The organism is Streptomyces sp. NPDC042201 (genome assembly GCF_055582185.1).
Map to the genome: position 1 here is coordinate 245,538 of NZ_JBVJDS010000005.1, position 20,408 is coordinate 265,945.

General features: G+C 70.9%; 21 protein-coding genes and 1 tRNA gene. 10 read left to right on the plus strand and 12 right to left on the minus strand.

Annotated elements, in window-relative coordinates:
- Positions 1-9 precede the first annotated feature (9 nt).
- A complete protein-coding gene (locus ACZ6MZ_RS14695) occupies positions 10-876 on the minus strand; it encodes a DUF6227 family protein (RefSeq protein WP_469352051.1) in 867 nt (288 codons plus the stop codon).
- A 123-nt stretch (positions 877-999) separates the two neighbouring features.
- Positions 1,000-2,064 (minus strand): P1 family peptidase, encoded by a 1,065-nt coding sequence (locus ACZ6MZ_RS14700; RefSeq protein WP_469352053.1) that lies wholly within the window; start codon positions 2,062-2,064, stop codon positions 1,000-1,002.
- 104 nt (positions 2,065-2,168) lie between these two features.
- On the opposite strand from ACZ6MZ_RS14700, the gene ACZ6MZ_RS14705 reads away from it, so the two are divergent.
- Positions 2,169-2,375 (plus strand): hypothetical protein, encoded by a 207-nt coding sequence (locus ACZ6MZ_RS14705; protein WP_383914511.1) that lies wholly within the window; start codon positions 2,169-2,171, stop codon positions 2,373-2,375.
- A gap of 22 nt (positions 2,376-2,397) precedes the next feature.
- Here the strand turns inward: ACZ6MZ_RS14705 and mscL are convergent, their stop codons facing one another.
- Together mscL and ACZ6MZ_RS14715 are read right to left on the minus strand one after the other, a co-directional pair.
- Complete coding sequence (gene mscL / locus ACZ6MZ_RS14710; protein ID WP_384178984.1) at positions 2,398-2,895, minus strand: large conductance mechanosensitive channel protein MscL; 498 nt, start codon at positions 2,893-2,895, stop codon at positions 2,398-2,400.
- A 192-nt stretch (positions 2,896-3,087) separates the two neighbouring features.
- Positions 3,088-3,549: a hypothetical protein gene (locus tag ACZ6MZ_RS14715; RefSeq protein ID WP_469352056.1), complete on the minus strand. Its 462-nt coding sequence runs from the start codon at positions 3,547-3,549 to the stop codon at positions 3,088-3,090.
- On the opposite strand from ACZ6MZ_RS14715, the gene ACZ6MZ_RS14720 reads away from it, so the two are divergent.
- Positions 3,530-4,006 carry a hypothetical protein gene (locus ACZ6MZ_RS14720; RefSeq protein WP_469352057.1) on the plus strand — a complete coding sequence of 159 codons (477 nt, stop codon included), beginning with the start codon at positions 3,530-3,532 and terminating at the stop codon, positions 4,004-4,006. The genes ACZ6MZ_RS14715 and ACZ6MZ_RS14720 overlap by 20 nt on opposite strands.
- Positions 4,007-4,022: 16 nt before the next feature.
- On the opposite strand, the gene ACZ6MZ_RS14725 is transcribed toward ACZ6MZ_RS14720, so the two are convergent.
- The 4 genes from ACZ6MZ_RS14725 to ACZ6MZ_RS14740 all read right to left on the minus strand — a co-directional run bounded on the left by ACZ6MZ_RS14725 (position 4,023) and on the right by ACZ6MZ_RS14740 (position 8,598).
- Complete coding sequence (locus tag ACZ6MZ_RS14725) at positions 4,023-4,856, minus strand: S-methyl-5'-thioadenosine phosphorylase (protein ID WP_383914662.1); 834 nt, start codon at positions 4,854-4,856, stop codon at positions 4,023-4,025.
- An 87-nt stretch (positions 4,857-4,943) separates the two neighbouring features.
- Entirely contained in the window at positions 4,944-5,339 is a 396-nt protein-coding gene (locus tag ACZ6MZ_RS14730; RefSeq protein ID WP_384178990.1) for an FmdB family zinc ribbon protein, read from the minus strand.
- A 66-nt stretch (positions 5,340-5,405) separates the two neighbouring features.
- On the minus strand, positions 5,406-6,731 hold the full coding sequence (locus ACZ6MZ_RS14735; protein ID WP_389790612.1) for an MFS transporter: 1,326 nt from the start codon (positions 6,729-6,731) through the stop codon (positions 5,406-5,408).
- 376 nt (positions 6,732-7,107) lie between these two features.
- The gene (locus tag ACZ6MZ_RS14740; RefSeq protein ID WP_469352060.1) at positions 7,108-8,598 is read right to left on the minus strand and encodes a potassium/proton antiporter; all 1,491 of its coding nucleotides are present in this window, start codon (positions 8,596-8,598) and stop codon (positions 7,108-7,110) included.
- A gap of 271 nt (positions 8,599-8,869) precedes the next feature.
- Here ACZ6MZ_RS14740 and ACZ6MZ_RS14745 point away from each other — a divergent pair, with 271 nt between their 5' ends.
- A complete protein-coding gene (locus ACZ6MZ_RS14745; RefSeq protein ID WP_469352062.1) occupies positions 8,870-11,692 on the plus strand; it encodes a penicillin acylase family protein in 2,823 nt (940 codons plus the stop codon).
- Between the two features lie 46 nt (positions 11,693-11,738).
- On the opposite strand, the gene ACZ6MZ_RS14750 is transcribed toward ACZ6MZ_RS14745, so the two are convergent.
- Positions 11,739-12,347 carry a 5-formyltetrahydrofolate cyclo-ligase gene (locus tag ACZ6MZ_RS14750; RefSeq protein ID WP_469352359.1) on the minus strand — a complete coding sequence of 203 codons (609 nt, stop codon included), beginning with the start codon at positions 12,345-12,347 and terminating at the stop codon, positions 11,739-11,741.
- A 105-nt stretch (positions 12,348-12,452) separates the two neighbouring features.
- Between ACZ6MZ_RS14750 and galU the strand changes: the two genes are divergently transcribed.
- The 7 genes from galU to ACZ6MZ_RS14785 all read left to right on the plus strand — a co-directional run bounded on the left by galU (position 12,453) and on the right by ACZ6MZ_RS14785 (position 17,994).
- A complete protein-coding gene (gene galU / locus ACZ6MZ_RS14755) occupies positions 12,453-13,355 on the plus strand; it encodes a UTP--glucose-1-phosphate uridylyltransferase GalU (RefSeq protein WP_469352064.1) in 903 nt (300 codons plus the stop codon).
- 4 nt (positions 13,356-13,359) lie between these two features.
- Positions 13,360-14,694 carry a molybdotransferase-like divisome protein Glp gene (glp, locus tag ACZ6MZ_RS14760; protein ID WP_469352066.1) on the plus strand — a complete coding sequence of 445 codons (1,335 nt, stop codon included), beginning with the start codon at positions 13,360-13,362 and terminating at the stop codon, positions 14,692-14,694.
- Positions 14,695-14,766: 72 nt separating this feature from the next.
- The gene (moaC, locus tag ACZ6MZ_RS14765) at positions 14,767-15,342 is read left to right on the plus strand and encodes a cyclic pyranopterin monophosphate synthase MoaC (RefSeq protein WP_469352067.1); all 576 of its coding nucleotides are present in this window, start codon (positions 14,767-14,769) and stop codon (positions 15,340-15,342) included.
- Complete coding sequence (locus ACZ6MZ_RS14770; RefSeq protein ID WP_469352069.1) at positions 15,339-15,956, plus strand: MogA/MoaB family molybdenum cofactor biosynthesis protein; 618 nt, start codon at positions 15,339-15,341, stop codon at positions 15,954-15,956. The genes moaC and ACZ6MZ_RS14770 overlap by 4 nt, the downstream gene beginning before the upstream one ends.
- Positions 15,953-16,573, plus strand: coding sequence for a GNAT family N-acetyltransferase (locus tag ACZ6MZ_RS14775; protein WP_384179004.1), 621 nt, complete (start codon positions 15,953-15,955; stop codon positions 16,571-16,573). The genes ACZ6MZ_RS14770 and ACZ6MZ_RS14775 overlap by 4 nt, the downstream gene beginning before the upstream one ends.
- Before the next feature lie 142 nt (positions 16,574-16,715).
- Entirely contained in the window at positions 16,716-17,861 is a 1,146-nt protein-coding gene (gene sepX / locus ACZ6MZ_RS14780) for a divisome protein SepX/GlpR (protein ID WP_469352070.1), read from the plus strand.
- A 59-nt stretch (positions 17,862-17,920) separates the two neighbouring features.
- A tRNA-Ala gene (locus ACZ6MZ_RS14785) sits at positions 17,921-17,994 on the plus strand.
- Between the two features lie 12 nt (positions 17,995-18,006).
- On the opposite strand, the gene ACZ6MZ_RS14790 is transcribed toward ACZ6MZ_RS14785, so the two are convergent.
- From ACZ6MZ_RS14790 to ACZ6MZ_RS14800, 3 genes are all read right to left on the minus strand, one after another.
- On the minus strand, positions 18,007-18,234 hold the full coding sequence (locus ACZ6MZ_RS14790) for a hypothetical protein (protein ID WP_469352071.1): 228 nt from the start codon (positions 18,232-18,234) through the stop codon (positions 18,007-18,009).
- A 91-nt stretch (positions 18,235-18,325) separates the two neighbouring features.
- Positions 18,326-19,339 carry an NAD(P)/FAD-dependent oxidoreductase gene (locus ACZ6MZ_RS14795; protein WP_469352072.1) on the minus strand — a complete coding sequence of 338 codons (1,014 nt, stop codon included), beginning with the start codon at positions 19,337-19,339 and terminating at the stop codon, positions 18,326-18,328.
- Between the two features lie 17 nt (positions 19,340-19,356).
- Complete coding sequence (locus ACZ6MZ_RS14800) at positions 19,357-20,376, minus strand: LysR family transcriptional regulator (protein WP_469352073.1); 1,020 nt, start codon at positions 20,374-20,376, stop codon at positions 19,357-19,359.
- Positions 20,377-20,408 lie beyond the last annotated feature (32 nt).

Consider the following 20,408-nt stretch of genomic DNA (forward strand, 5'->3'; position numbering starts at 1 on the left):
GGCCTCAGCTCATTGCACCTGTGCGCGCAGCATCATCGCTTCGCGCGCGGTGCGTTCCTCCGTGTACACCTCGCACATGTGGCGGCCGTCCGGCGTGGCCGTGTGCTCCACCTCCCACAGGCTCGTCTCACTGCCGTCGATCAGCAGGAACGCGTGCTCGTAGAGCATGAAGCCCGCGTCCTTGCCGTCGACCTGGCACTGACGGCCGAAGACCTGCGTGATGTGGTGCGCGAATGCCGTCCGCAGCAGTCGCGCCGTGTCCTCGCCCGGCCGGTCGGCGTTCTCCGCGCGGCGCAGCACCCGGCGGGCGTGGTCGGGGGAGTTGTCCGCGGAGTACATCCGGTGGCGCGGGGCCGGGGTCGAGGGCAAGGCACGCAGGCCGCGGATCAGGGCGAGATGCGCGTCGATCTCGGCGGTGCGCTCGCATTCCAGCTCCGCGAGCAGACCGGCCGCGACATCGTCCAGCGGCGGCCCGGACGAATGAGGCCGCGCCTCGGGTCCGTCCGGCCCTTCCTGTCCCTCCGGCCCGGTGGCGGAGGTTCGCTGCGCCTCCGGACCGCCGGGGCGGTCGAGCCGGGCCGCCGCGAGCTGGACGTCGGACTCGTCCATGTACAGCTCGTGGAGCCGGGTGCCGTCCCGGCCGGTGTTGTGCACCAGCTCCCAGAGGATGAGCGCGCTGCCGTCCGCCAGGAGATAGGCGTGCCGGTAGGTCTCGCGGTGCCGCCCCGCACTGTGGTGCGCGGAACACAGCGAGCTGGCGTGCGCCAGCGCATTGTCGAGCCGCTCGACCAACGCGTCAGGCAGGTCGAAGGAGTTGAGTGCCCGACCCAGGAGTCGCTCGAGGTGCGTCTCGGTTGTCTCGTACGGATCGTTCAAGGTGGGTCTCCAGGCCGTCGCCGCATGTCACTTGGTGATTGCATAACGTAGCCCCTAGGGGTGACATCGTGTCCCAAGTTTGAGAAAACGATAAGGGCGTACGTAAAGTTCCCGCGCGCCCCCTCAACTCGCGCCGCCCGTAAGAGAGTCGAGCCCCTCGGCCGCGCCGTACAGCTCACGGTACGAAGGAAACGCGCCCCCTGGCCCTTCGACGCTCTCCGCCGAGAGTACGGCCCGCACGATCGCCCTGGTCACGACGTCCGCGCCCGCCGCGAGCACCTCGTTGAGCGCGAGCGGATCCTCCTCGGGGAGAGCCCGCCGGCCCGTCGACAGGGCGAAGACGGTGTCCCCGTCATTGAGCAGATGTACGGGACGGACGGCGCGCGCGATGCCGTCGTGCGCCGTACCCGCGAGCTTCTGCGCCTGGGCGCGGGTCAGTTCGGCGTCGGTGGCGACCACGGCGAGCGTGGTATTGAGCGGTGCGGGACCGTTCCGCTCGCGCAGCTCGGCCAGGCGCCGCCGCGCCGCCTCATGGACCTCGGGCGCCGGATAGTCCACCCGGCCGCTGAAATACCGCCCGTACAGCACGCCCGTCAGCGGATCGACCGCGGAGCCCGCCGCGTTGGCCACGACCAGGGCGGCGACGGTGACCCCGGAGTCCAGGACCGTACTCGCCGTACCGATCCCGCCCTTGAGCGGGCCGACGAGCGCGCCCGTCCCGGCGCCCACCGCGCCCTCCGGGACCGGGGCCCCGCTCTCCGTACGGGCCGCCGCCTCCACCGCCGCGCGGCCCGTCGCCGCGTCCGGGCGGACCGTCCAGTCGCCACCGCGCCCGAGGTCGAAGACTCCGGCGGCCGGGACGACCGGCACCACCTGGGCGGGATCGGGACCGACTCGGACACCGCGTCCGCGCTCCTCCAGCCACGCCACCACGCCGGACGCGGAGTCGAGTCCGTACGCGCTGCCGCCCGTCAGCACGAGCGCCTCGACGCGCTGGACGATATTGCGCGGGTCGAGGGCGTCGGTCTCCCGGGTGGCAGGACCCCCGCCCCGTACGTCCACGGCGGCCACCACGCCGCCCTCCGGGGCGAGGACGACGGTGGTGCCGGTGAGGGCACGCTCCCCGGCCACGCTCGCGTGCCCGACCCGCAGGCCGGCCACATCGGTCAGTGCGTCATTGGGTGCCATGGAGCCCATCCGTACCACGCCTATCGGCGGCAGCGGCGAGCGTGCGCACCGGAAGCGGCGAGCGCGCGCACCTCGCCCCGTACACGCCCCCGTACGCTGGGGGTATGAGCACCGCCCCCACCCCCGAGCCGCGAGGCGCGGAGCAGTCACGGCCGCCCCGTCCGAATCCGGCGTTGATCTTTGACGATCCGCTGGACCAGCAGTCCTCGGACGATACGGACCGTGGCTGGGGAGACCGGTCCACCGGGAGCGGCGACAGCGCCGCCGACCTGGCCCGCTTCCTCGACGAGAAGCCTCCCCACCACATCTGAGCCCCGGCGGGTGAGCGGGCCGCTACGGGTGGCTCTGCGGGTTCTGTCCTGGAGCGGCGGCCTGTCCCGGGACGCGCTGCGCGATGAGGGCGTCCCTGATCTCCTTCAGCACCTCCAGCTCGCTGACGTCCATGACCTCCTGGACCTCTTCCTTGGCGGCCTGCTGCCTGGCCCGCCTGGCGAGGTACTTGGACATGGGCAGCACCATCAGGAAGTACACGACGGCTGCCGTGATCAGGAACGTGAGGACCGCGCTCAGCACCGTTCCCCACATGATCGGAATGCCCTTGACGACCTCGCCCCCCTTCATGGTGCACGGCGCCTGTAGACATGAGCTGTACTGGTCCAGGTCCTGCGTGCCGAACGCGCCGACGACCGGGTTGATGATGCCCTTGACGAGAGAGTTCACGACGTTGGTGAACGCGGCGCCGATGACCACCGCGACCGCGAGGTCGATCACGTTGCCGCGCATCAGGAAGGCCTTGAAGCCCGCCAGCACGCTCTCCTTCTCCTTGCTCACGAGTGAGCCTTTCTTCACATGTGCGGTAGGGATGACAAGCTGCCCCGCAACCTACGGCAGCGCCTGCCCGCGCTGTCCAATCCGCACACGCGACGAGGCGACGCCACAGCTCGCCTGCGCGACCCCTCACTCTCAGCACCACTCGGCTCATCACCGCTCGACCCGGTACCACTCGGCTCAGCACCCCTCGGCTCAGCACAACGTCACCGCCAGGCGTGATGTGGCGCTCGCGCCGGCCAGCGCCGCCGCGACCGCACGCGGCACGGACAGCACCACCAGTGCTCCGCCGTCCGAAGCGGTCTCGTCCACCGTGGGAATCTCGGCCACCCGGACGCCCGTCGCCACCACCCGCGCCTCGGGCCCTCCCTCCGCCGCTCCTGCCGAGCCCAGCGGGGACACCGCGGCCGAGATCACATCGACAAGGTCTCCCGGGCGCAGCAGCCGGACGGTCGCCGCGTCGGCGATCCGTACCGGCGCGGACACCATCCTCATCCTCGCGGGCGGCTGAGCGGACTGCCGCTCGGGCGGCGGCCCCGCGCCGATGGCACCGGCCGCAGCCTCCGCGCGGGCATCGGCGTCGGCCGCCGCACCGACCCCGCCGCCCGCTCCGCCGGCGGCCAGCGCGGCGGCCGTCATGGCCAGCCCGGCCGCCATCGCGCGCCGCCGCCTGAGCACCGCCCGGCGCAACCGTTGCCCGGAGCCGCGCACCCGCAGCGGATCGAACGGCGGCACGCCGCGCGGCTCCGGCGCCGACGAGCCGGACGGGCCGGACGACGAGCCCGACGAGACCGACGAACCGGACGGGCCGGACGAGATCAACGGGCCGGAGGAGAGCGACGAGACCGACGAGTGGGCGGGATCCGAGGGGGAGCGGGTGAAGGGAGGAGAAAAGGGAGGAGAAAACGACGGATCGTCCGCGAAGGGACGGGACATGGCAACCACCGCCTGCCGTGAGGAGTTTCTGCGATCGGTCCTCACGATCCACGGTCCGCCACGATCCCGCCGCGGCCTGTGGATCAGCTGCCGGTTGTGGACAAGTCCCTCACCCGCGCGAGTGGTTCCCGCAGGTGCCGGGGCAATTCCGCCGCCCTCGCGCATGGTTCACGCGTGATCAGGGGAGCGTGGGTTCAGGGGAGCTTGAGCCCCGTGTCGATCCCGTCCAGGGCGTGCGTGCACAGACAGTCCCGCGTCTCGCTCGCCTGCAGTCCGCCCACCGCGTCGAAGAGCACCGTGCGCAGCCGGTCGACATTGGCGGCGAAGACTTCGAGGACCTCCTCGTGGGAGACCCCCTCGCCGGTCTCCGCCCCCGCGTCCAGGTCCGTCACGAGCGTCATGGAGGTGTAGCAGAGGCCCAGTTCACGAGCGAGTACGGCTTCGGGGTGCCCGGTCATCCCGACCACCGACCAGCCCATCGACGCGTGCCATCGCGATTCCGCCCGCGTGGAGAAGCGCGGTCCCTCGATGACCACGAGCGTCCCGCCGTCCACCGGCTCCCAGTCACGACCACGCGCCGCCGCGAGCGTCGCCTTGCGCCCCTCGGGGCAGTAGGGGTCGGCGAGCGAGACATGCACGACCTTGGAGGCGCTTCCGTCCGGCAGCGGCACCCCGTCGTAGTAGGTCTGCGTGCGTGCCTTCGTACGGTCCACCAGCTGATCGGGTACGAGCAGCGTGCCCGGCCCGTACTCCGGCCGCAGCCCGCCCACCGCGCACGGCCCCAGCACCTGCTTCACACCGACGGACCGCAGCGCCCACAGATTGGCGCGGTAGTTGATGCGGTGCGGTGCGAGGTCGTGGGAGCGCCCGTGCCGGGGCAGGAACGCGACCCGGCGGCCGGCGATCTCGCCGAGGAAGAGGGAGTCACTGGGCGGTCCGTACGGGGTCTCCACCGGGACCTCGGTCACGTCCTCCAGGAAGGAGTAGAAGCCCGAGCCACCGATCACGCCGATTTCTGCGTTCGCCATGGCGATCACATTAGCCGCACGGACATACGCCAAGGACCCCGCCCGTACGAAACGGCGAGGTCCTGGTGGAGCGGGATCCGACGGCCGTCAGGCGGCCGAGGAACCGCTGGAGCTGCTCGACGAGCCGGAGCTGGAAGACCCCGAGCTGGACGAGCTGGAGCCCGATCCCGACCCGGAGCCGCCCGAAGAACCGGAGGACGACGAGGAGGCCGAGGCCGCGGCAGCGGTCTTGGACTCCGACGACTTGCTGCCCGAAGCGGCCGAGCCTGCGGCGCCCGCCGAAGCCGGCGCGCTGCTCGACGACGAGCCACGGCTGTCGTTGCGGTAGAACCCGGAGCCCTTGAAGACGATGCCGACCGCGGAGAACACCTTCTTCAGGCGTCCCTCGCAATTGGGGCACACGGTAAGGGCGTCATCGGTGAACTTCTGCACCGCCTCGAGGCCCTCGCCACACTCGGTGCACTGGTACTGATAGGTCGGCACTTGCTCCTCCTGGCACTCTCACTCAATGAGTGCTAACGACGCTCCATAGTGACGTATTCCGCGCGATCAGTCCACTGTCACCGGCGCGCGGTGACTCATCACACGCATCGCGACGAGCCCTGGGACCGTCGGAGCCAGCCGTGATCGCAGCATGACCAGGGTGGCCAGCGCCAGCGCCGTGCCCAGCAGTGGCACCACGAATCCCGCGCTCGCCCCGTGCGCGTCCGCGAGCTGTCCGGCGAGCGTGACCGCCGCGGCCTGCCCCAGCGCGACCGCGCCGGTCAGCCAGGTGAAGGCCTCGGTGCGGGCCGAGGCGGGCACCAGCGATTCCACCAGCGTGTAGCCCGTGATCAGCGCGGGCGCGATGCAGAGTCCGACCAGCAGCCCGAGTCCGGCGAGCAGTGGTACGGAGTCCACCGCCCACAGCGTGGAGGCGGCCAGCGTCAGCCCCGCGTACCCGACCATCAGCCTGCGGCGCGGCCCGACCTTCCAGGCGACGGCGCCGCACACGATCCCCGCGAGCATGTTGCCCGCCGCGAAGATCCCGTACAGCACGCCGTTCGCGCCGGGGTCGCCGATCTCCGCGGCGAAGGCCGTGAGCGAGACCTGCATCCCGCCGAAGACCGAACCGATCCCGAGGAACGCCACGACCAGTACCCGTACCCCCGGCACGGACAGCGCGGACGTGCGCGCCCCTGCCGAGGCTCCTGCCCCGCGCCCGTTGGGCTGCGGCTGCGTATGCCGCTGAGCGGCGAAGAGCAGCCCGCCGGCCAGCGTCAGCACGGCTTCCGCGATCAGCCCGGCCGCCGGGTGCACCCCGGTGCACAGCGCGGTCGCGAGCACAGGACCGATGACGAAGGTGAATTCGTCCGTCACGGATTCAAAGGCGGCCGCCGTCGGCAGCAGCGCCGAAGCCCCTCCGGACCGGTGGGCCCGAGAACCGGGGGAGGTGGGCGAGGTGCCGCCCAGTACGGCGGCCCAGCGGGCCCGCACCATGGGTCCGACCTGCGGGACGGAGGCCCCCGTCGGGACGGCCGCGACGAACAGCGCCCACAGGGGGGCGCCGGCCAGCGCGAGGCCGATCAGCGCGGCCACGGACACCGTGTGCAGCAGCACGCCAGGTACCAGTACCGCGCGCTGTCCGAACCGGTCCGCGAGCTTGCCGCCCTGCGGTGCGAAGAGCGCCATGGACACGCCGGTGACGGCGGCGACGGCCCCGGCGCTGCCGTACGAGCCGGTGGTGTGCTGGACGAGCAGGACGATGCCGATCGTCAGCATCGCGAAGGGCTGCCGGGCGGCGAAGCCGGGCAGCAGGAACGTCCAGACGCCGGGGGTGCGCAGCAGCCGCCCGTAACCCGGGCGGGGCACCGCGGCCCCCTCGGCGCCCGGGATTGTCCCGGTGCGGGAGAACCCGTCAGCGCCTGAGGCCGCCTTGGTGCCCTCGACGAAATCGACCGTGTTGCGGGACACGGCCCTTGCCTTTCTGCCACCTGGTAGCGAGCCCCCGGATGTGCGGGCGCGGCCGAGAGCTGTCCTCTTGCGCGGAACTGCGGTAGATACCAGGGCCCACTACGGGAAACGCCACGGCCGCCATACGGTCGCGCCAGCACTGCGTCAGGCAGAGTTGGTCGATCAAATGTGCCTTCATCGTACAGGTACGAATCTCATGCCACCTGGGAAAGGTTTGGGCGTCATCCCGGTAGACCTGCGATTACGCGATGTGCTCGCCCGGGTCCCCCGCCGAGACCCGCGCCCGGATCCTCCTGGCTCACCCGGGTCTTCCGCCGAGGCCCGCGCCCGTACCGGCACCGGCACCCGCGCCCGTCCCCAGCCACCCGGCCAGCTTTCCGCCCTGTCCGACCGCCCGCAGCCGCCGCTCCGCCGCGTCCCGTACCGGATCCGTGGCCACCACGAGCAGCTCGTCGCCCCGGCGCAGCACGGTCGCCGGCAGCGGTACGAAGCTCTTTCCGTCCCGTACGACCAGAGTCACCGCGGACCCCGACGGCAGCCGCAGCTCGCCGACCTCCACGCCGTGCATCTTCGACCCCCGGGGGATCGCCACGGAGAGCAGATGGCCGCGCAGCCGCTCCAGCGGCGCCGATTCAATGCCCAGATCGGCCGCGTCCGAGGAGCCGCCGAGCCGCAGCGCCTTCGCCAGCCAGGGCAGCGTCGGCCCCTGCACCAGCGTGTACACCACGACCAGCACGAAGACGATGTTGAAGATCCGGCGGTTGCCCTCGATGCCCGACACCATCGGGATGGTCGCCAGGATGATGGGCACCGCGCCGCGCAGCCCGGCCCAGGACATGAGCGTCTGCTCCTGCCACGGGATACGGAACGGCAGCAGGCTGATCAGGACCGCCAGCGGCCGTGCCACCGCCGTCAGCACGAGGCCGACGATCACCGCGGGCCAGAAGTCGTCGCCCAGCTCGTGCGGCGTCACCAGCAGTCCGAGCAGGACGAACATGCCGATCTGCGCGATCCAGCCGAGGCCCTCCGCGAAGCCGCGGTTGGCCGGCGCGTGTGGCAGCTTGGAATTCCCGAGGATCACCGAGGCGAGATAGACGGCGAGGAAGCCGCTGCCGTGCGCCGTGGCGCCGACCGCGTACGCCGAGACCGCGATGGCCATGACGGCGATCGGGTAGAGGCCGGACGCGGGCAGGGCCACATGCCGCAGGCCGAAGGCGCCCACCCAGCCCACCGCGAGTCCGACGCACGCGCCGATCGCCAGTTCCAGCGCGATCTCGCCGACCAGGACGTACCAGTGCTCCACCGGGCCCGCGGCGGAGAGCGCGACCACAATGATCACCACGGGGGCGTCATTGAAACCCGACTCCGCCTCCAGCGCCCCGGTCACCCGGGACGGCAGCGGCACCTTGCGCAGCACGGAAAAGACCGCGGCCGCGTCCGTCGAGGAGACGACGGCGGCGATGATCAGCGCCTGCCGCCACTCCAGACCGACCAGATAGTGCGCGGCGGCCGCGGTGACCCCCACGCTCACCGCGAGCCCGACGGTCGACAGGGCGACCGCGGCGGGCAGCGCCTGTTTGACCTCTTTCCACTTGGTGCCGAGGCCGCCCTCGGCCAGGATCACCACGAGCGCGGCATAGCCGAATACCTGCGTCAGTCCGGCGTTGTCGAACTTGACGTTGAAGATGCCGTCCTGCCCTATGGCGATCCCGATCCCGAGGTACAGCAGCAGGCTGGGGAGCCCGCTCCGGGACGAGATCCGTACTGCGGCGACCGCGATCAGCAGCACGAGCGAGCTGATGAGCAGGAGTTCATTGAGCTGGTGGACAGTCAGCGGCCGATCCTTCCCCTCGCGCGCGCCGGATCGTTCCTCCGGCGGCCGGTACTTTCGTTACCTTACCTAATCTTTAACGTTTTCTTGACGCCGTCGAGTGCCAGTACGAGCGCTGTGTGATCGTCCGATGAGTCGCACAACATGACACCGCGTCGGGGGCGGGGAACGGCTGCGCCTATGGTTGCTCCAGCATTCCCAGGACCACCCTGCCCCTCGAAGGACAGCGATGCCCGCCAACACAGCCCCCCCTTCCACCAAAAAGAAGGGGCGACGCGCCCGTCTGATCGTGATCGTCCTGGTGCTGGCGCTTGTCGCGGGTATCGGCTACGGCACGTACTGGGGCGTCAGCACGGTCCGTGCCTCCTTGCCCCAGACCACCGGGACGATCGAGCTCAAGGGCCTTTCAGGCCGCGTGGACGTCAGACGCGACAGCTACGGCGTCCCCCAGATCTATGCCAACAGTGACCAGGACCTGTTCCGCGCCCAGGGCTATGTCCAGGCGCAGGACCGTTTCTGGGAGATGGACGTCCGGCGCCATATGACCTCCGGCCGGCTCTCCGAGATGTTCGGTCCCGGCCAGGTCAAGACCGACGCCTTCCTGCGCACCCTCGACTGGCGCGGGGTGGCTCAGCGCGAGTACGACACGATGCTGTCGGCGGAGACCAAGAAGAACCTCCAGTCGTACGCGGACGGCGTCAACGCCTATCTCCAGGGCAAGGACGGCAAGGACCTCTCGGTCGAGTACGCCGCGCTGAACTTCACGAACGACTACAAGCCCGCGAAGTGGACCCCCGTCGACTCGGTGGCCTGGCTCAAGGCCATGGCCTGGGACCTGCGCGGCAACATGCAGGACGAGATCGACCGCTCGCTGCTGACCAGCCGGCTGAGCAAGAACCAGATCGAGGACCTGTACCCGTCGTATCCGTACGACAGGAACAAGCCGATCGTCGCCGAGGGCGGCATCGACCCCATCACCGGGAAGTACGACCCCGACGCCGAGCCCGGCGGCCAGGCGGTGGACGGCACGGGCGCCGGGACCGGTCTGGGTACGGGCACCGGGACCGGCACCGGAAACACGGGCGCCGGGACCGGCGGAACCGGCACCGGTAACGCCATAGGCACGAACAGCCCGGCCGGCGCCGCCGAGAGCCTGGACTCCCGGCTCGACGCCCTCTCCGACACCCTCGACGACATCCCCGCGCTGCTCGGCCCGAGCGGCAACGGCATCGGCTCCAATTCCTGGGTCGTCTCCGGCAAGTACACGACCACGAACAAGCCGCTGCTCGCCAATGACCCTCACCTCGCGCCCCAGCTGCCCTCGCTCTGGTACCAGATGGGTCTGCACTGCCGCAGCGTCTCGGCGACCTGCCGGTACGACGTCGCCGGCTACACCTTCTCCGGGATGCCGGGCGTGATCATCGGCCACAACCAGGACATCGCCTGGGGCTTCACCAACCTCGGCGCCGATGTGACCGATCTCTATCTGGAGAAGGTCGACGGCGACTCCTACCAGTACGGCGACGGCCAGAAGCGGTTCAAGACCCGCGAGGAGACCATCAAGATCGCGGGGGCGCCCGCCAGGAAGATCACCGTCCGCTCCACCGACCGCGGTCCTGTGGTCTCCGACCGCGACGGCGAGCTGGAGAAGGTCGGCGACAAGGCCCCGGTCGGCGATGTCGCGCCCGACCGCGGCGACGGCTACGCCGTCTCGCTCCAGTGGACCGCGCTGCAGCCAGGCAAGTCCATGGACGCGGTCTTCGAGCTCAACAAGGCCAAGGACTTCACCGGCTTCCGCAAGGCCGCCGAGCACTTCGAGGTCCCCTCGCAGAACCTCATCTACGCCGACACCAAGGGCCACATCGGCTACCAGGCGCCGGGGAAGATCCCGGTCCGCTCCGACGGGTTCGACGGCAGGATGCCGGCTCCCGGCTGGGATCCGAAGTACAAGTGGAAGGGGTACATCCCCTTCGATGAGCTGCCGTACGAGTACGACCCGAAGCGCGGCTACATCGTCACCGCCAACCAGGCCGTCATAGACGCCGACACCTACCCGTACCCGCTGACCGAGGACTGGGGCTACGGCGCCCGCAGCCAGCGGATCAACGACCTGATCGAGTCGAAGATCAAGGACGGCGGGAAGATCTCGACCGACGACATGCAGACCATGCAGATGGACAACAGCAGCCAGATCGCCACGGTCCTGATGCCCTATCTGCTCAAGATCGATGTCTCGGACCCCGCCATCCGCGAGGCGCAGAAGCTCCTCGAAGGCTGGGACGGCACGCAGGAACCCGACTCGGCGGCCGCCGCCTACTTCAACGCGGTCTGGCGCAATGTCCTCAAGCTCGCCTTCGGCAACAAGCTGCCCAAGGAGGTGCGGGTCAAGGGTGAGTGCCTCAACGTCCGCACCGCCGACAGCACCGGGCCGGTGGACGATCTCGACAAGGTGGTGCGCGAGTGCGGTCAGCGCGACCCGGATTCGGCCCAGCCGGACGGCGGTGACCGCTGGTACGAGGTCGTACGGAAGATCATCAAGGACGAGGACAACGCGTGGTGGAGCACCCCGGGCAAGGGCGGTGACGACGACATCAAGACCCGTGACGGGCTGCTCAAGCGCGCCATGGTGGACGCCCGCTGGGAGCTGACCGCCAAGCTCGGCAAGGACATCTCCAGCTGGAACTGGGGCCGGCTGCACCAGCTGACGCTGAAGAACCAGACCCTCGGTACCGAAGGACCCGGCTTCCTGCAGTTCATGCTCAACCGCGGCCCGTGGAATCTGGGCGGCGGCGAGGCCACGGTCGATGCGACGGGCTGGAACGCCGCGGGCGGCTACGAGGTCATCTGGGTTCCGTCGATGCGCATGGTCGTCAATGTGGGTGACTGGGACAAGTCCCGGTGGATCAACCTGACGGGCGCCTCGGGGCACGCGTACAGCGCGCACTACACCGATCAGACGGACAAGTGGGCCAAGGGCGAGCTGCTCGACTGGTCCTACAGCGTCAACGTGGTGGAACGCGGCACGACCGACACCCTGACGCTGACACCGTAAACACGCTGACGGCGCCGCGCCGCGTCCGTCCCGGCTCCGGACGCCGTCAGCCCTGGTGCTGACGGCGTCCGGCCGGGGCGTCGAAGCGCCTGACGCCCTCCGGTGTCACCACTGCCTGTACGGGGTGGTCGTGCGGTTCCTCCGGAACCCGCGCGACCACCTCGTTCTCGTACAGCAGGACGGCCAGCGCGGGCGCCGCCCCGGCGCGGGCCAGCCGGCCGAGGACCCGGTCGTACGAGCCGCCGCCCCGGCCCAGCCGCATCCCGCGCCCGTCCACCGCGAGGCCGGGCAGCAGCACGACCTCCGCGGCCAGGACGGCGTCCGCGCCGAGCCGCGTACCGTCGGGCTCCAGCAGGCCCCGTCCCGCGCGCACCAGACGCTCCGTCCCCGCGTAGACCGCCCAGTCGAGATCGTTGTCCGCCATCAGCACCGGCAGCAGTACCCGTACGCCCCGCGCGCGCAGGGTGTCGAGCAACGCGCGCGTGCCGGGCTCGCTTCCTACGGAGACGTAGGCGGCGACGGTACGGGCCCGGGCCAGTTCCGGAAGATCCAATGCGCGTCGCGCCAGAACCGCGGCGGCCTTCCGCGCGTCTTCACTGGACAGCAGGCCTCTCGCGGCGAGGAGTTCACTTCGTACGGCTGCTTTTCCGCGCATGTCCTCACTCACCGGACATCACAAACCTCTCGTATGTGTTTGTATGAGTCGAAAGTTAACCGGAGCATCATCTTCCGCCCATACGAGACCGATATTGTGCTCCGTATGACTCAGTCGCCCCCCAGGATCACCAAGGCTGTCATCCCCGCCGCAGGCCTCGGCACCCGGTTCCTGCCCGCCACCAAGGCCACGCCCAAAGAGATGCTGCCGGTCGTGGACAAGCCCGCGATCCAGTACGTGGTCGAAGAGGCGGTGACCGCCGGGCTCTCCGACGTCCTCATGGTCACCGGCCGCAACAAGCGCCCTCTTGAGGACCACTTCGACCGGAACTACGAGCTCGAAGAGGCGCTCACCCGCAAGGGAGACACCGAACGCCTCGCGAAGGTCCAGGAGTCCAGCGACCTCGCCACCATGCACTACGTGCGCCAGGGAGACCCCAGAGGGCTCGGCCACGCCGTCCTCTGCGCCGCACCGCACGTCGGCGACCAGCCGTTCGCGGTCCTGCTGGGCGACGACCTGATCGACCCGCGTGATCCGCTGCTGGCCCGCATGGTCGAGATCCGGGAGCGTGAGGGCGGCAGCGTCGTCGCGCTGATGGAGGTCGACCCCGCGCAGATCCATCTCTACGGCTGCGCCGCGGTCGAGCCCACCGGCGACGCCGACGTGGTCAAGGTGCACGACCTGGTCGAGAAGCCCGACACCGCCGACGCGCCCAGCAACTACGCGATCATCGGCCGCTATGTCCTGGACCCGGCCGTCTTCGAGATACTGCGCAAGACCGAGCCGGGCCGCGGAGGTGAGATCCAGCTCACCGACGCCCTTCAGCAGTTGTCGGCGGACGAGGAGGTCGGCGGACCCGTCCACGGCGTCGTTTTCAAGGGCCGCCGCTATGACACAGGCGACCGCGGCGACTATCTGCGTGCCATTGTCAGACTCGCATGCGAACGTGAAGACCTGGGCCCGGACTTCCGGGCCTGGCTCCGCAGTTACGTCAGCGAGGAGATGTAGCGCCTTGAGCGGTACGGCAGAATCGGCACCGGCCACCGGCCAGGAGCAGCTCTGGTCGGTGGATGAGCATCTCGCGGACATCCTGGCCGCGGTCCGGCCGCTCGACCCCATCGAGCTGCAACTGCCGGACGCCCAGGGCTGCGTCCTCGTCGAGGACGTCACGGTGCCGGTGGCGCTGCCGCCGTTCGACAACAGTTCCATGGACGGTTACGCGGTCCGTACGGCCGATGTCGCGGGCGCCACCGAGGAGTTCCCCGCCTCGCTGACCGTCGTCGGTGATGTCGCCGCGGGCGGCGGCTCGCTGCCCCGCGTCGGCCCCGGCGAGGCCGCCAGGATCATGACCGGCGCCCCGCTGCCGCCCGGAGCCGAGGCCGTCGTCCCGGTCGAGTGGACCGACGGCGGTACGGGCGGCGGCGCGGCCACCACCATGCGCCCGGTCGGCGAAGGTCCCGACGGCGCGAGCGGCGAGGTGCTGGTGTACCGCTCGGTCGAGGCCCGCGGCCATGTCCGCGCGCGCGGCAGCGATGTGCAGGCCGGTGACCTCGCGCTGGAGGCGGGTACGGTCCTGGGGCCGCCGCAGATCGGCCTGCTGGCCGCCATCGGCCGCGGCACGGTACGGGTGCACCCGCGCCCCCGCGTGGTCGTCCTGTCCACCGGCAGCGAACTGGTCCAGCCCGGCGAGCAGCTGGGCGAGGGCCAGATCTACGACTCCAACAGCTTCGCGCTCACCGCAGCGGCCCGGGACGCGGGCGCCATCGCCTACCGGGTCGGCGCCGTCACCGATGACGCGGACACGCTGCGCGCCACCATCGAGGACCAGCTGATCCGCGCCGACATGGTCGTCACCACGGGCGGCGTCAGCGTCGGGGCGTACGACGTCGTCAAGGAGGCGCTCTCCTCCGTCGGCGACGAGGACGAGGCGGGCAGCGGTATCGACTTCCGCAAGCTCGCGATGCAGCCCGGCAAGCCGCAGGGCTTCGGCTCGATCGGCCGGGAACACACCCCGCTGCTCGCCCTCCCGGGCAATCCGGTCTCGTCGTACGTCTCTTTCGAGCTGTTCGTCCGGCCCGCGATCCGCACCCTGATGGGCCTGGAGGATGTCCACCGCCCGACCGTCCGCGCCACGCTGGTGGCGGACAAACCGCTGTCGTCCCCGGCCGGCCGCCGCCAGTTCCTGCGCGGTACGTATGACGCGGAGGCGGGCTCCATCACCCCGGTCGGCGGCTCCGGCTCCCATCTCGTGGCCGCCCTCGCCCACGCCGACGCACTGATCGTCATCCCCGAGGAGTCCACCTCGGTCGACCCCGGCACGGAACTCGACGTGGTCCTGATCGGCTGATCGCCGTGCGGTGGCGGTACCGTGTCTGCCCACACAGGCCCTGTCGGGCCCGGATTGGGAGCGCCACAGCGAATGACTGTGTTTTCCCGGGGGGAGACCCCCGGACCACCACCCCCTCAGCAAGGCGGCCTGACGCATATCGACGAGGCGGGTGCGGCCCGTATGGTCGACGTCTCGGCGAAGGACGTCACCGCGCGCACCGCCCGCGCCAGTGGCCGGGTGCTGGTCTCACCGCGCGTCGTCGAACTGCTCAGGGGCGGGGGAGTGCCCAAGGGGGACGCCCTCGCCACCGCCCGTATCGCGGGCATCATGGGCGCCAAGCGGACCCCCGACCTGATTCCGCTCTGCCATCCGCTCGCCGTCTCGGGCGTCACTCTCGACCTCTCGGTCGCGGACGACGCCGTCGAGATCCTGGCGACGGTGAAGACCACGGACCGTACGGGCGTCGAGATGGAGGCGCTGACCGCCGTCTCGGTGGCCGCGCTCACCGTCATCGACATGGTGAAGGCGGTCGACAAGGCCGCGGTCATCACGGACGTACGGGTCGAGGAGAAGACCGGCGGCGCGTCGGGAGACTGGTCACGGCCCGAGACGGCTACGGCGACCGGATTGCCGGAGACACCCGCGCCGGACGGGGGTGCCGCATGAGCGCGCCCACGAGCGACGGGGCCGCGAGCGGTCGGTCAGGGGGTGATCGGCCCGGGGGTGGTCTGCCCGGGGGTGGTCTGCCCGAGGGTGGTCGGCCCGCCAGCGCTCGACCCGGGGGCGGCTCGGAGCCGTACCGCGCCCTGGTCGTCACCGCGTCCAACCGCGCCGCCGCCGGTGTCTACGCCGACACGGGCGGCCCGATCCTGGTCGACGGCCTCACCGCGCTCGGCTTCGCGGTCGAAGGACCGAAGGTCGTCCCCGACGGAGACCCGGTCGAGCAGGCACTGCGCGAGGGCGTCGCCGACGCGTACGACGTCATCCTCACCACCGGCGGCACGGGCATCTCGCCCACGGACCGCACCCCGGACGCCACCCGGCGCGTTCTCGACTACGAGATCCCGGGCATTCCGGAGGCGATCCGCGCCGAAGGCCTCGTAAAGGTCCCCACCGCCGCGCTCTCCCGGGGCCTGGCGGGTGTGTCGGGACGGACCCTGATCGTGAATCTGCCGGGCTCGACCGGCGGGGTGCGCGACGGTCTCGCCGTGCTCGACCGGCTGCTCGTCCATGCCGTGGACCAGATCCACGGCGGCGATCACGCCCGTACCTCCGGATGAACCCGGCCTGGCCCGTGATGCTGGTGGACGGCGATGTCACCCTCCGCCCCATAAGGCTGCGCGACCAGCGCGCGTGGCGTGAGGTGAACCGGCGCAACCGCGACTGGCTGCGCCCCTGGGAGGCGACGATTCCGCCGGCGGCCCCGGGCGGCCCGGTCGCCCAGCGCCCCACCTACCGGCAGATGGTCCGCCATCTGCGCGCCGAGGCCAACGCCGGCCGGATGCTGCCCTTCGTCATCGAGTACCGGGGGCGGCTCGTCGGCCAGCTGACGGTCGCGGGGATCACCTGGGGCTCGATGTGCTCGGGGCATGTCGGCTACTGGGTGGACCGTGAGGTCGCCGGCCGCGGCGTCATGCCGACCGCCGTCGCCCTCGCCGTCGATCACTGCTTCCGGATGGTCGGCCTGCACCGCGTCGAGATCTGTATTCGCCCGGAGAACGGGCCCAGCCGCCGGGTCGTCGAGAAACTCGGATTCCGCGAGGAGGGGCTGCGCCCCCGCTATCTCCACATCGACGGAGCGTGGCGGGACCATCTCGTCTTCGTGCTCACGGCCGAAGAGGTGCCGGACGGACTGCTCCGCCGCTGGCGCCGGGCGAGACCCGGAACAAGAAAATGAAATATGTGTTCGATATTGATCGGCATATAGCCATGAACTGATCTGAACAATCACAAAAAAAGTCCGGGATATCAGCCCGATCGTGCGACACACCGACTCAATTGGCGGATGCCCTCGCGCGAACCCCTCTACGGTGTGAACCGTGAGCAGCAGCGGCCTCATCTACGCAGTCATCGTCGGGGCCTGGGCCGCCTACTTGGTGCCGATGTGGCTCCGCAGGCAGGACGAGCTCAACGAGGCACGTCCGACGGAACGCTTCAGCACCGCCATCCGGCTGCTGTCCGGAAGGGCGGCCATGGAGCGCCGTTACGCCAAGGAGCTTCAGGGGCGCGTCACCGAGGAGGCGGGGTCCGACGTCGCACCGGACGCCGGCACGGAGTCGATGAGCTCCGTCGACGTCCGGTCCTTCGCCGCGCCCCCGGCCCGTACGGAAGCCCGGATGGACATCCGCGCGGACGTTCCGGCACCGGCCAGGCCCGCGTCCGGGCCGTCCCGTCGCGTGCCCCGTCCGGCCCCGGCCCCGGCCCGCCCCGAGCCCGAGCGGCGCGCGCGCCCGTCGGGCGCCGCGGCGCGCGCGGCGTCGAACGCCGCGGCGGAACGCGCCCGGCGCGCGCAGCGCTCGCAGGTCCTCGCGCGCCGACGGCGTACCACCGTGGTCCTCTTCCTCGCCTTCACGCTCGGCGCGGTCGTCGCGGCGGTCGGCGGCCTCGGCCTCCTCTGGGCGCCGGCGGCTCCGGCTGTCCTCCTCAGCGTGTACATCGTGCATCTGCGCGCCCAGGAGCGACGACGCTTCGCGTTCACCATGGACCGGCGCAGGGCCGAGGCCGCCGCCCAGCGCCTCCGCGAGAACCGCCCGCGCCGCCACCAGCCCGCTTCGGCCCCCGCCGGCGAGCCGGACGAGGAGCCCGAACCCTGCCCCGAGCCGGAGCCGGCCCCCACGGTCTCCCCCCAGGAGGCGGGCCGGCGCGCCCTGGTCGAGCAGACCGACCACGCGGAGTGGGTGGACCAGCAGCGCCAGCGCGGCCCCGCACGCGGCGACAGCTGGGAACCGGTCCCGGTCCCGCTGCCGACGTACGTCACCGCCCCGGTCGCCCCCCGCGCCACCAGCGGCGTCGAGGTCGGCGACCCGGAGACCTGGAGCGCGGCCCGCTCCTCCACGGCCGAGCCCACCGCCGAAGCCCCCCCACCCCAGCGCACCCCCCCACCCCGCCGCACCCGCGACCACGGCAGAACCCCCCTCTTCGACCAGTACGACGAAGGCGACCGCCCCCGCGCCGCCAACGAGTGACCAGCCCTAACGGATTTCCGAGCACGGCGGCGGGAGTGCTAAGGTTTCACTCGTTGCAAGGGCCTGTGGCGCAGACTGGTAGCGCACCTCGTTCGCATCGAGGGGGTCAGGGGTTCAAATCCCCTCAGGTCCACAACAGGGCCGTTCACGAGTTAGCTCGTAAGCGGTTCACGAAATCCCGTCCGATCACTTTGATCGGGCGGGATTTCGTCGTTTCTGGGCTTGTCGGGAGGTCTGGGTGCGCAGGATGGCGCCCGGTGCTTGCCTTCGGCAGCACGACGGCCGGGGTGCTGAGCGGGGGCGGTGGGCCGGTGGCGTCGAAGTCGGTGTCGGTGAGTTCGACGGGGCCGGCCCGTTCGGTGAGCCAGTTCACGGAGCCCCCCTTGCAGGTCAGGGCCGGGAGGTGAAGGCCGTGGGACCTACGGCATAAAGAAGAGCGGCATCGCACGAGCGCAAGGAGTGCCTCACCACGAGAAGCGATCCGGGCGGCAACCCGACAGAGCCGGCTCAACGGTTCCGTCGACCAACTCCCGTGCGACCAGGCGGCCCACGGCCGGGGCGAGCGTGACCGCCGAGTGCATCACTGCCAAGTAGAGGCCGGGGACCTCGGCGACCGGGCCGACGATCGGCTCACCGTCGGCCGGCATTGGGCGCACTCCGAGTCGAGTGCTGAGCAGCTCGACGCTCCCGGCGCCATGGAAAGTGGACCGGACGGCGGCAAGGGTCCGTTCGGGCGAGTCCGCGGCGGCGATCAGCCGGTCCGGGGCGACCTGCCGAAGATCGAAGTCCTCGGTGTTGACCACGGTACGGACCAGACCGGCCGGGGCGCTGAGCCGGAACAGCGGCGACGGCGACGGTTCGACCGGGACGCGCACGCCGAGCGGTGCGCCCAGCGCGGCCGTGGCAACTCCGGCCGCCAGCACCACCGTCGCACCGGAGAGGGGGCCTGCTGTCGTCTCAACCCCGGCAATCCGGCCCGCTGTATCCCGGCGGACCGCGGTAACCGGCGTGTCCAGATGTACCCGGGCTCCATGGGTGCGAGCGCCCGCGACCAGCCGCTCGGTCACGCCGACCGAGTCAACAGCGCCGTCCCCCGGCGCCCAGACAGCCCACTCCGGAGGCTGCCGAAGGTTGGGTTCGAGCGTCGCCACGGTGGCCGCGTCCACGATCGTCTGCCCGGGCCCGGCGTCCGGCGCACTGTCCTCCCTGTTCCAGATCAGCGAGCCGGACCAGGTCACCGGGAGTCCCGGCAACTCGGCCCCGAGCCGGTGGTACTCCGCCGTTGCGGTGGCCCGCAGCCCGGCGGCCGGACCTTCACGCACGCCAGAAGCTCCGACCCAGGCGAACGAGTCCGCCGTCACGCCGGCGCCAGGCCGCCCGGCGTCGACCAACGTCACCGCGGCGCCCGCCCGGGCGGCGTGATAGGCCACCGATGCGCCGACAATGCCGGCGCCGACGACGACCAAGTCCCTACTCACCGATGAGCTCAACACGTTCACGACCCTAGCGTCCGCCCACGCCGCCTGATAGGCCGACGCCCGCCGACCGACGACTGCCCGTAAACGAGAGGCGGGATTTCGTCGTTTCCGGGGCTCGTTGGGAGGACTGGGTGCGCTGCCCGGGCCGGACGGACCGAGGCGAAGGCTGTGGCGAGTAGTTCGAGCAGGGGAGCTGCGCGGGGGTGGGGGTCACGGCGCGGTGCGATCGCGTAGATGCCGCGGGTCGGGGGGTCCACCAGGCCGACCGTGGTGACATCGGCCCGCAGCGCGCACGTCAGCACTCCGGGGATCAACGCGATCGCGTGACCGGTAGCGACCAGGGCAAGCTTGCCGGGTAGATCGGCCGCGGTGAGGTCGATGCGGGCGCTGACTCCGGCGCGGGCGGCGTGCTGGTGCAGGAGCGCCGCAGAGCCGTCGTTGTCCTCGGCCCAGGTCTGGTCGGTCAGCGCCTGAATGCGCACCGGCCCGCGCCCGGCCTGCGGATGGCCGGCGGGCAGGACGACGACCATCTCGTCCAGTCCGAGGAACCGGCGTTCGACCCGTGGGTCGACGGCCAGCCCCGGCGGAGCGTCGGTGACGAAAGCGATGTCGAGATCGCCGGCGCTCACACGGCTGTGGAGTTGTGCGCTGAGACCGGGGAGCAGGCTCCACCTGATGGATCCGGCCTGTTTCAGCAGGCTCTGGACGGCCTCAGGGACGATCCCCGCGGCGAGAGACGGCGTCGCTCCGATGGCCAGGTGCCGATCACACACCCCGTCGTGAACGTCTCGTACCGCGCGAACGGCGCGGTCGGCCTCGTTGAGCGTGGCCAGGGCATGGTGCCGGAATACCTCACCGGCCGGCGTCGGGCGCACACCACGCGCATGGCGCTCCACCAGAGAGACGCCGAGTTGCCGCTCCAGACCGGCGATCTGCCGGGAGACGGCCGACTGTGTGTGATTCAACTCGGCTGCCGCCGCCGACAGCGATCCGACCCGGCACACGGTCACGAAGGCCCGCCACACAGTCAAATCCATGGCGACAGTATGCCCGGACGGTATGCGAGTTC

Excerpts from the sequence above, each read along its gene's own strand:
- ACZ6MZ_RS14700 (WP_469352053.1), bottom strand. The coding sequence starts at position 2,064 with ATGGCACCCAATGACGCACTGACCGATGTGGCCGGCCTGCGGGTCGGG.
- ACZ6MZ_RS14705 (WP_383914511.1), top strand. The coding sequence starts at position 2,169 with ATGAGCACCGCCCCCACCCCCGAGCCGCGAGGCGCGGAGCAGTCACGG.
- ACZ6MZ_RS14720 (WP_469352057.1), top strand. The coding sequence starts at position 3,530 with ATGGCCAGCCCGGCCGCCATCGCGCGCCGCCGCCTGAGCACCGCCCGG.
- ACZ6MZ_RS14715 (WP_469352056.1), bottom strand. The coding sequence starts at position 3,549 with ATGGCGGCCGGGCTGGCCATGACGGCCGCCGCGCTGGCCGCCGGCGGA.
- ACZ6MZ_RS14725 (WP_383914662.1), bottom strand. The coding sequence starts at position 4,856 with ATGGCGAACGCAGAAATCGGCGTGATCGGTGGCTCGGGCTTCTACTCC.
- ACZ6MZ_RS14745 (WP_469352062.1), top strand. The coding sequence starts at position 8,870 with ATGCCCGCCAACACAGCCCCCCCTTCCACCAAAAAGAAGGGGCGACGC.
- ACZ6MZ_RS14750 (WP_469352359.1), bottom strand. The coding sequence starts at position 12,347 with ATGCGCGGAAAAGCAGCCGTACGAAGTGAACTCCTCGCCGCGAGAGGC.
- galU (WP_469352064.1), top strand. The coding sequence starts at position 12,453 with ATGACTCAGTCGCCCCCCAGGATCACCAAGGCTGTCATCCCCGCCGCA.
- moaC (WP_469352067.1), top strand. The coding sequence starts at position 14,767 with ATGACTGTGTTTTCCCGGGGGGAGACCCCCGGACCACCACCCCCTCAG.
- ACZ6MZ_RS14770 (WP_469352069.1), top strand. The coding sequence starts at position 15,339 with ATGAGCGCGCCCACGAGCGACGGGGCCGCGAGCGGTCGGTCAGGGGGT.
- ACZ6MZ_RS14775 (WP_384179004.1), top strand. The coding sequence starts at position 15,953 with ATGAACCCGGCCTGGCCCGTGATGCTGGTGGACGGCGATGTCACCCTC.
- ACZ6MZ_RS14800 (WP_469352073.1), bottom strand. The coding sequence starts at position 20,376 with ATGGATTTGACTGTGTGGCGGGCCTTCGTGACCGTGTGCCGGGTCGGA.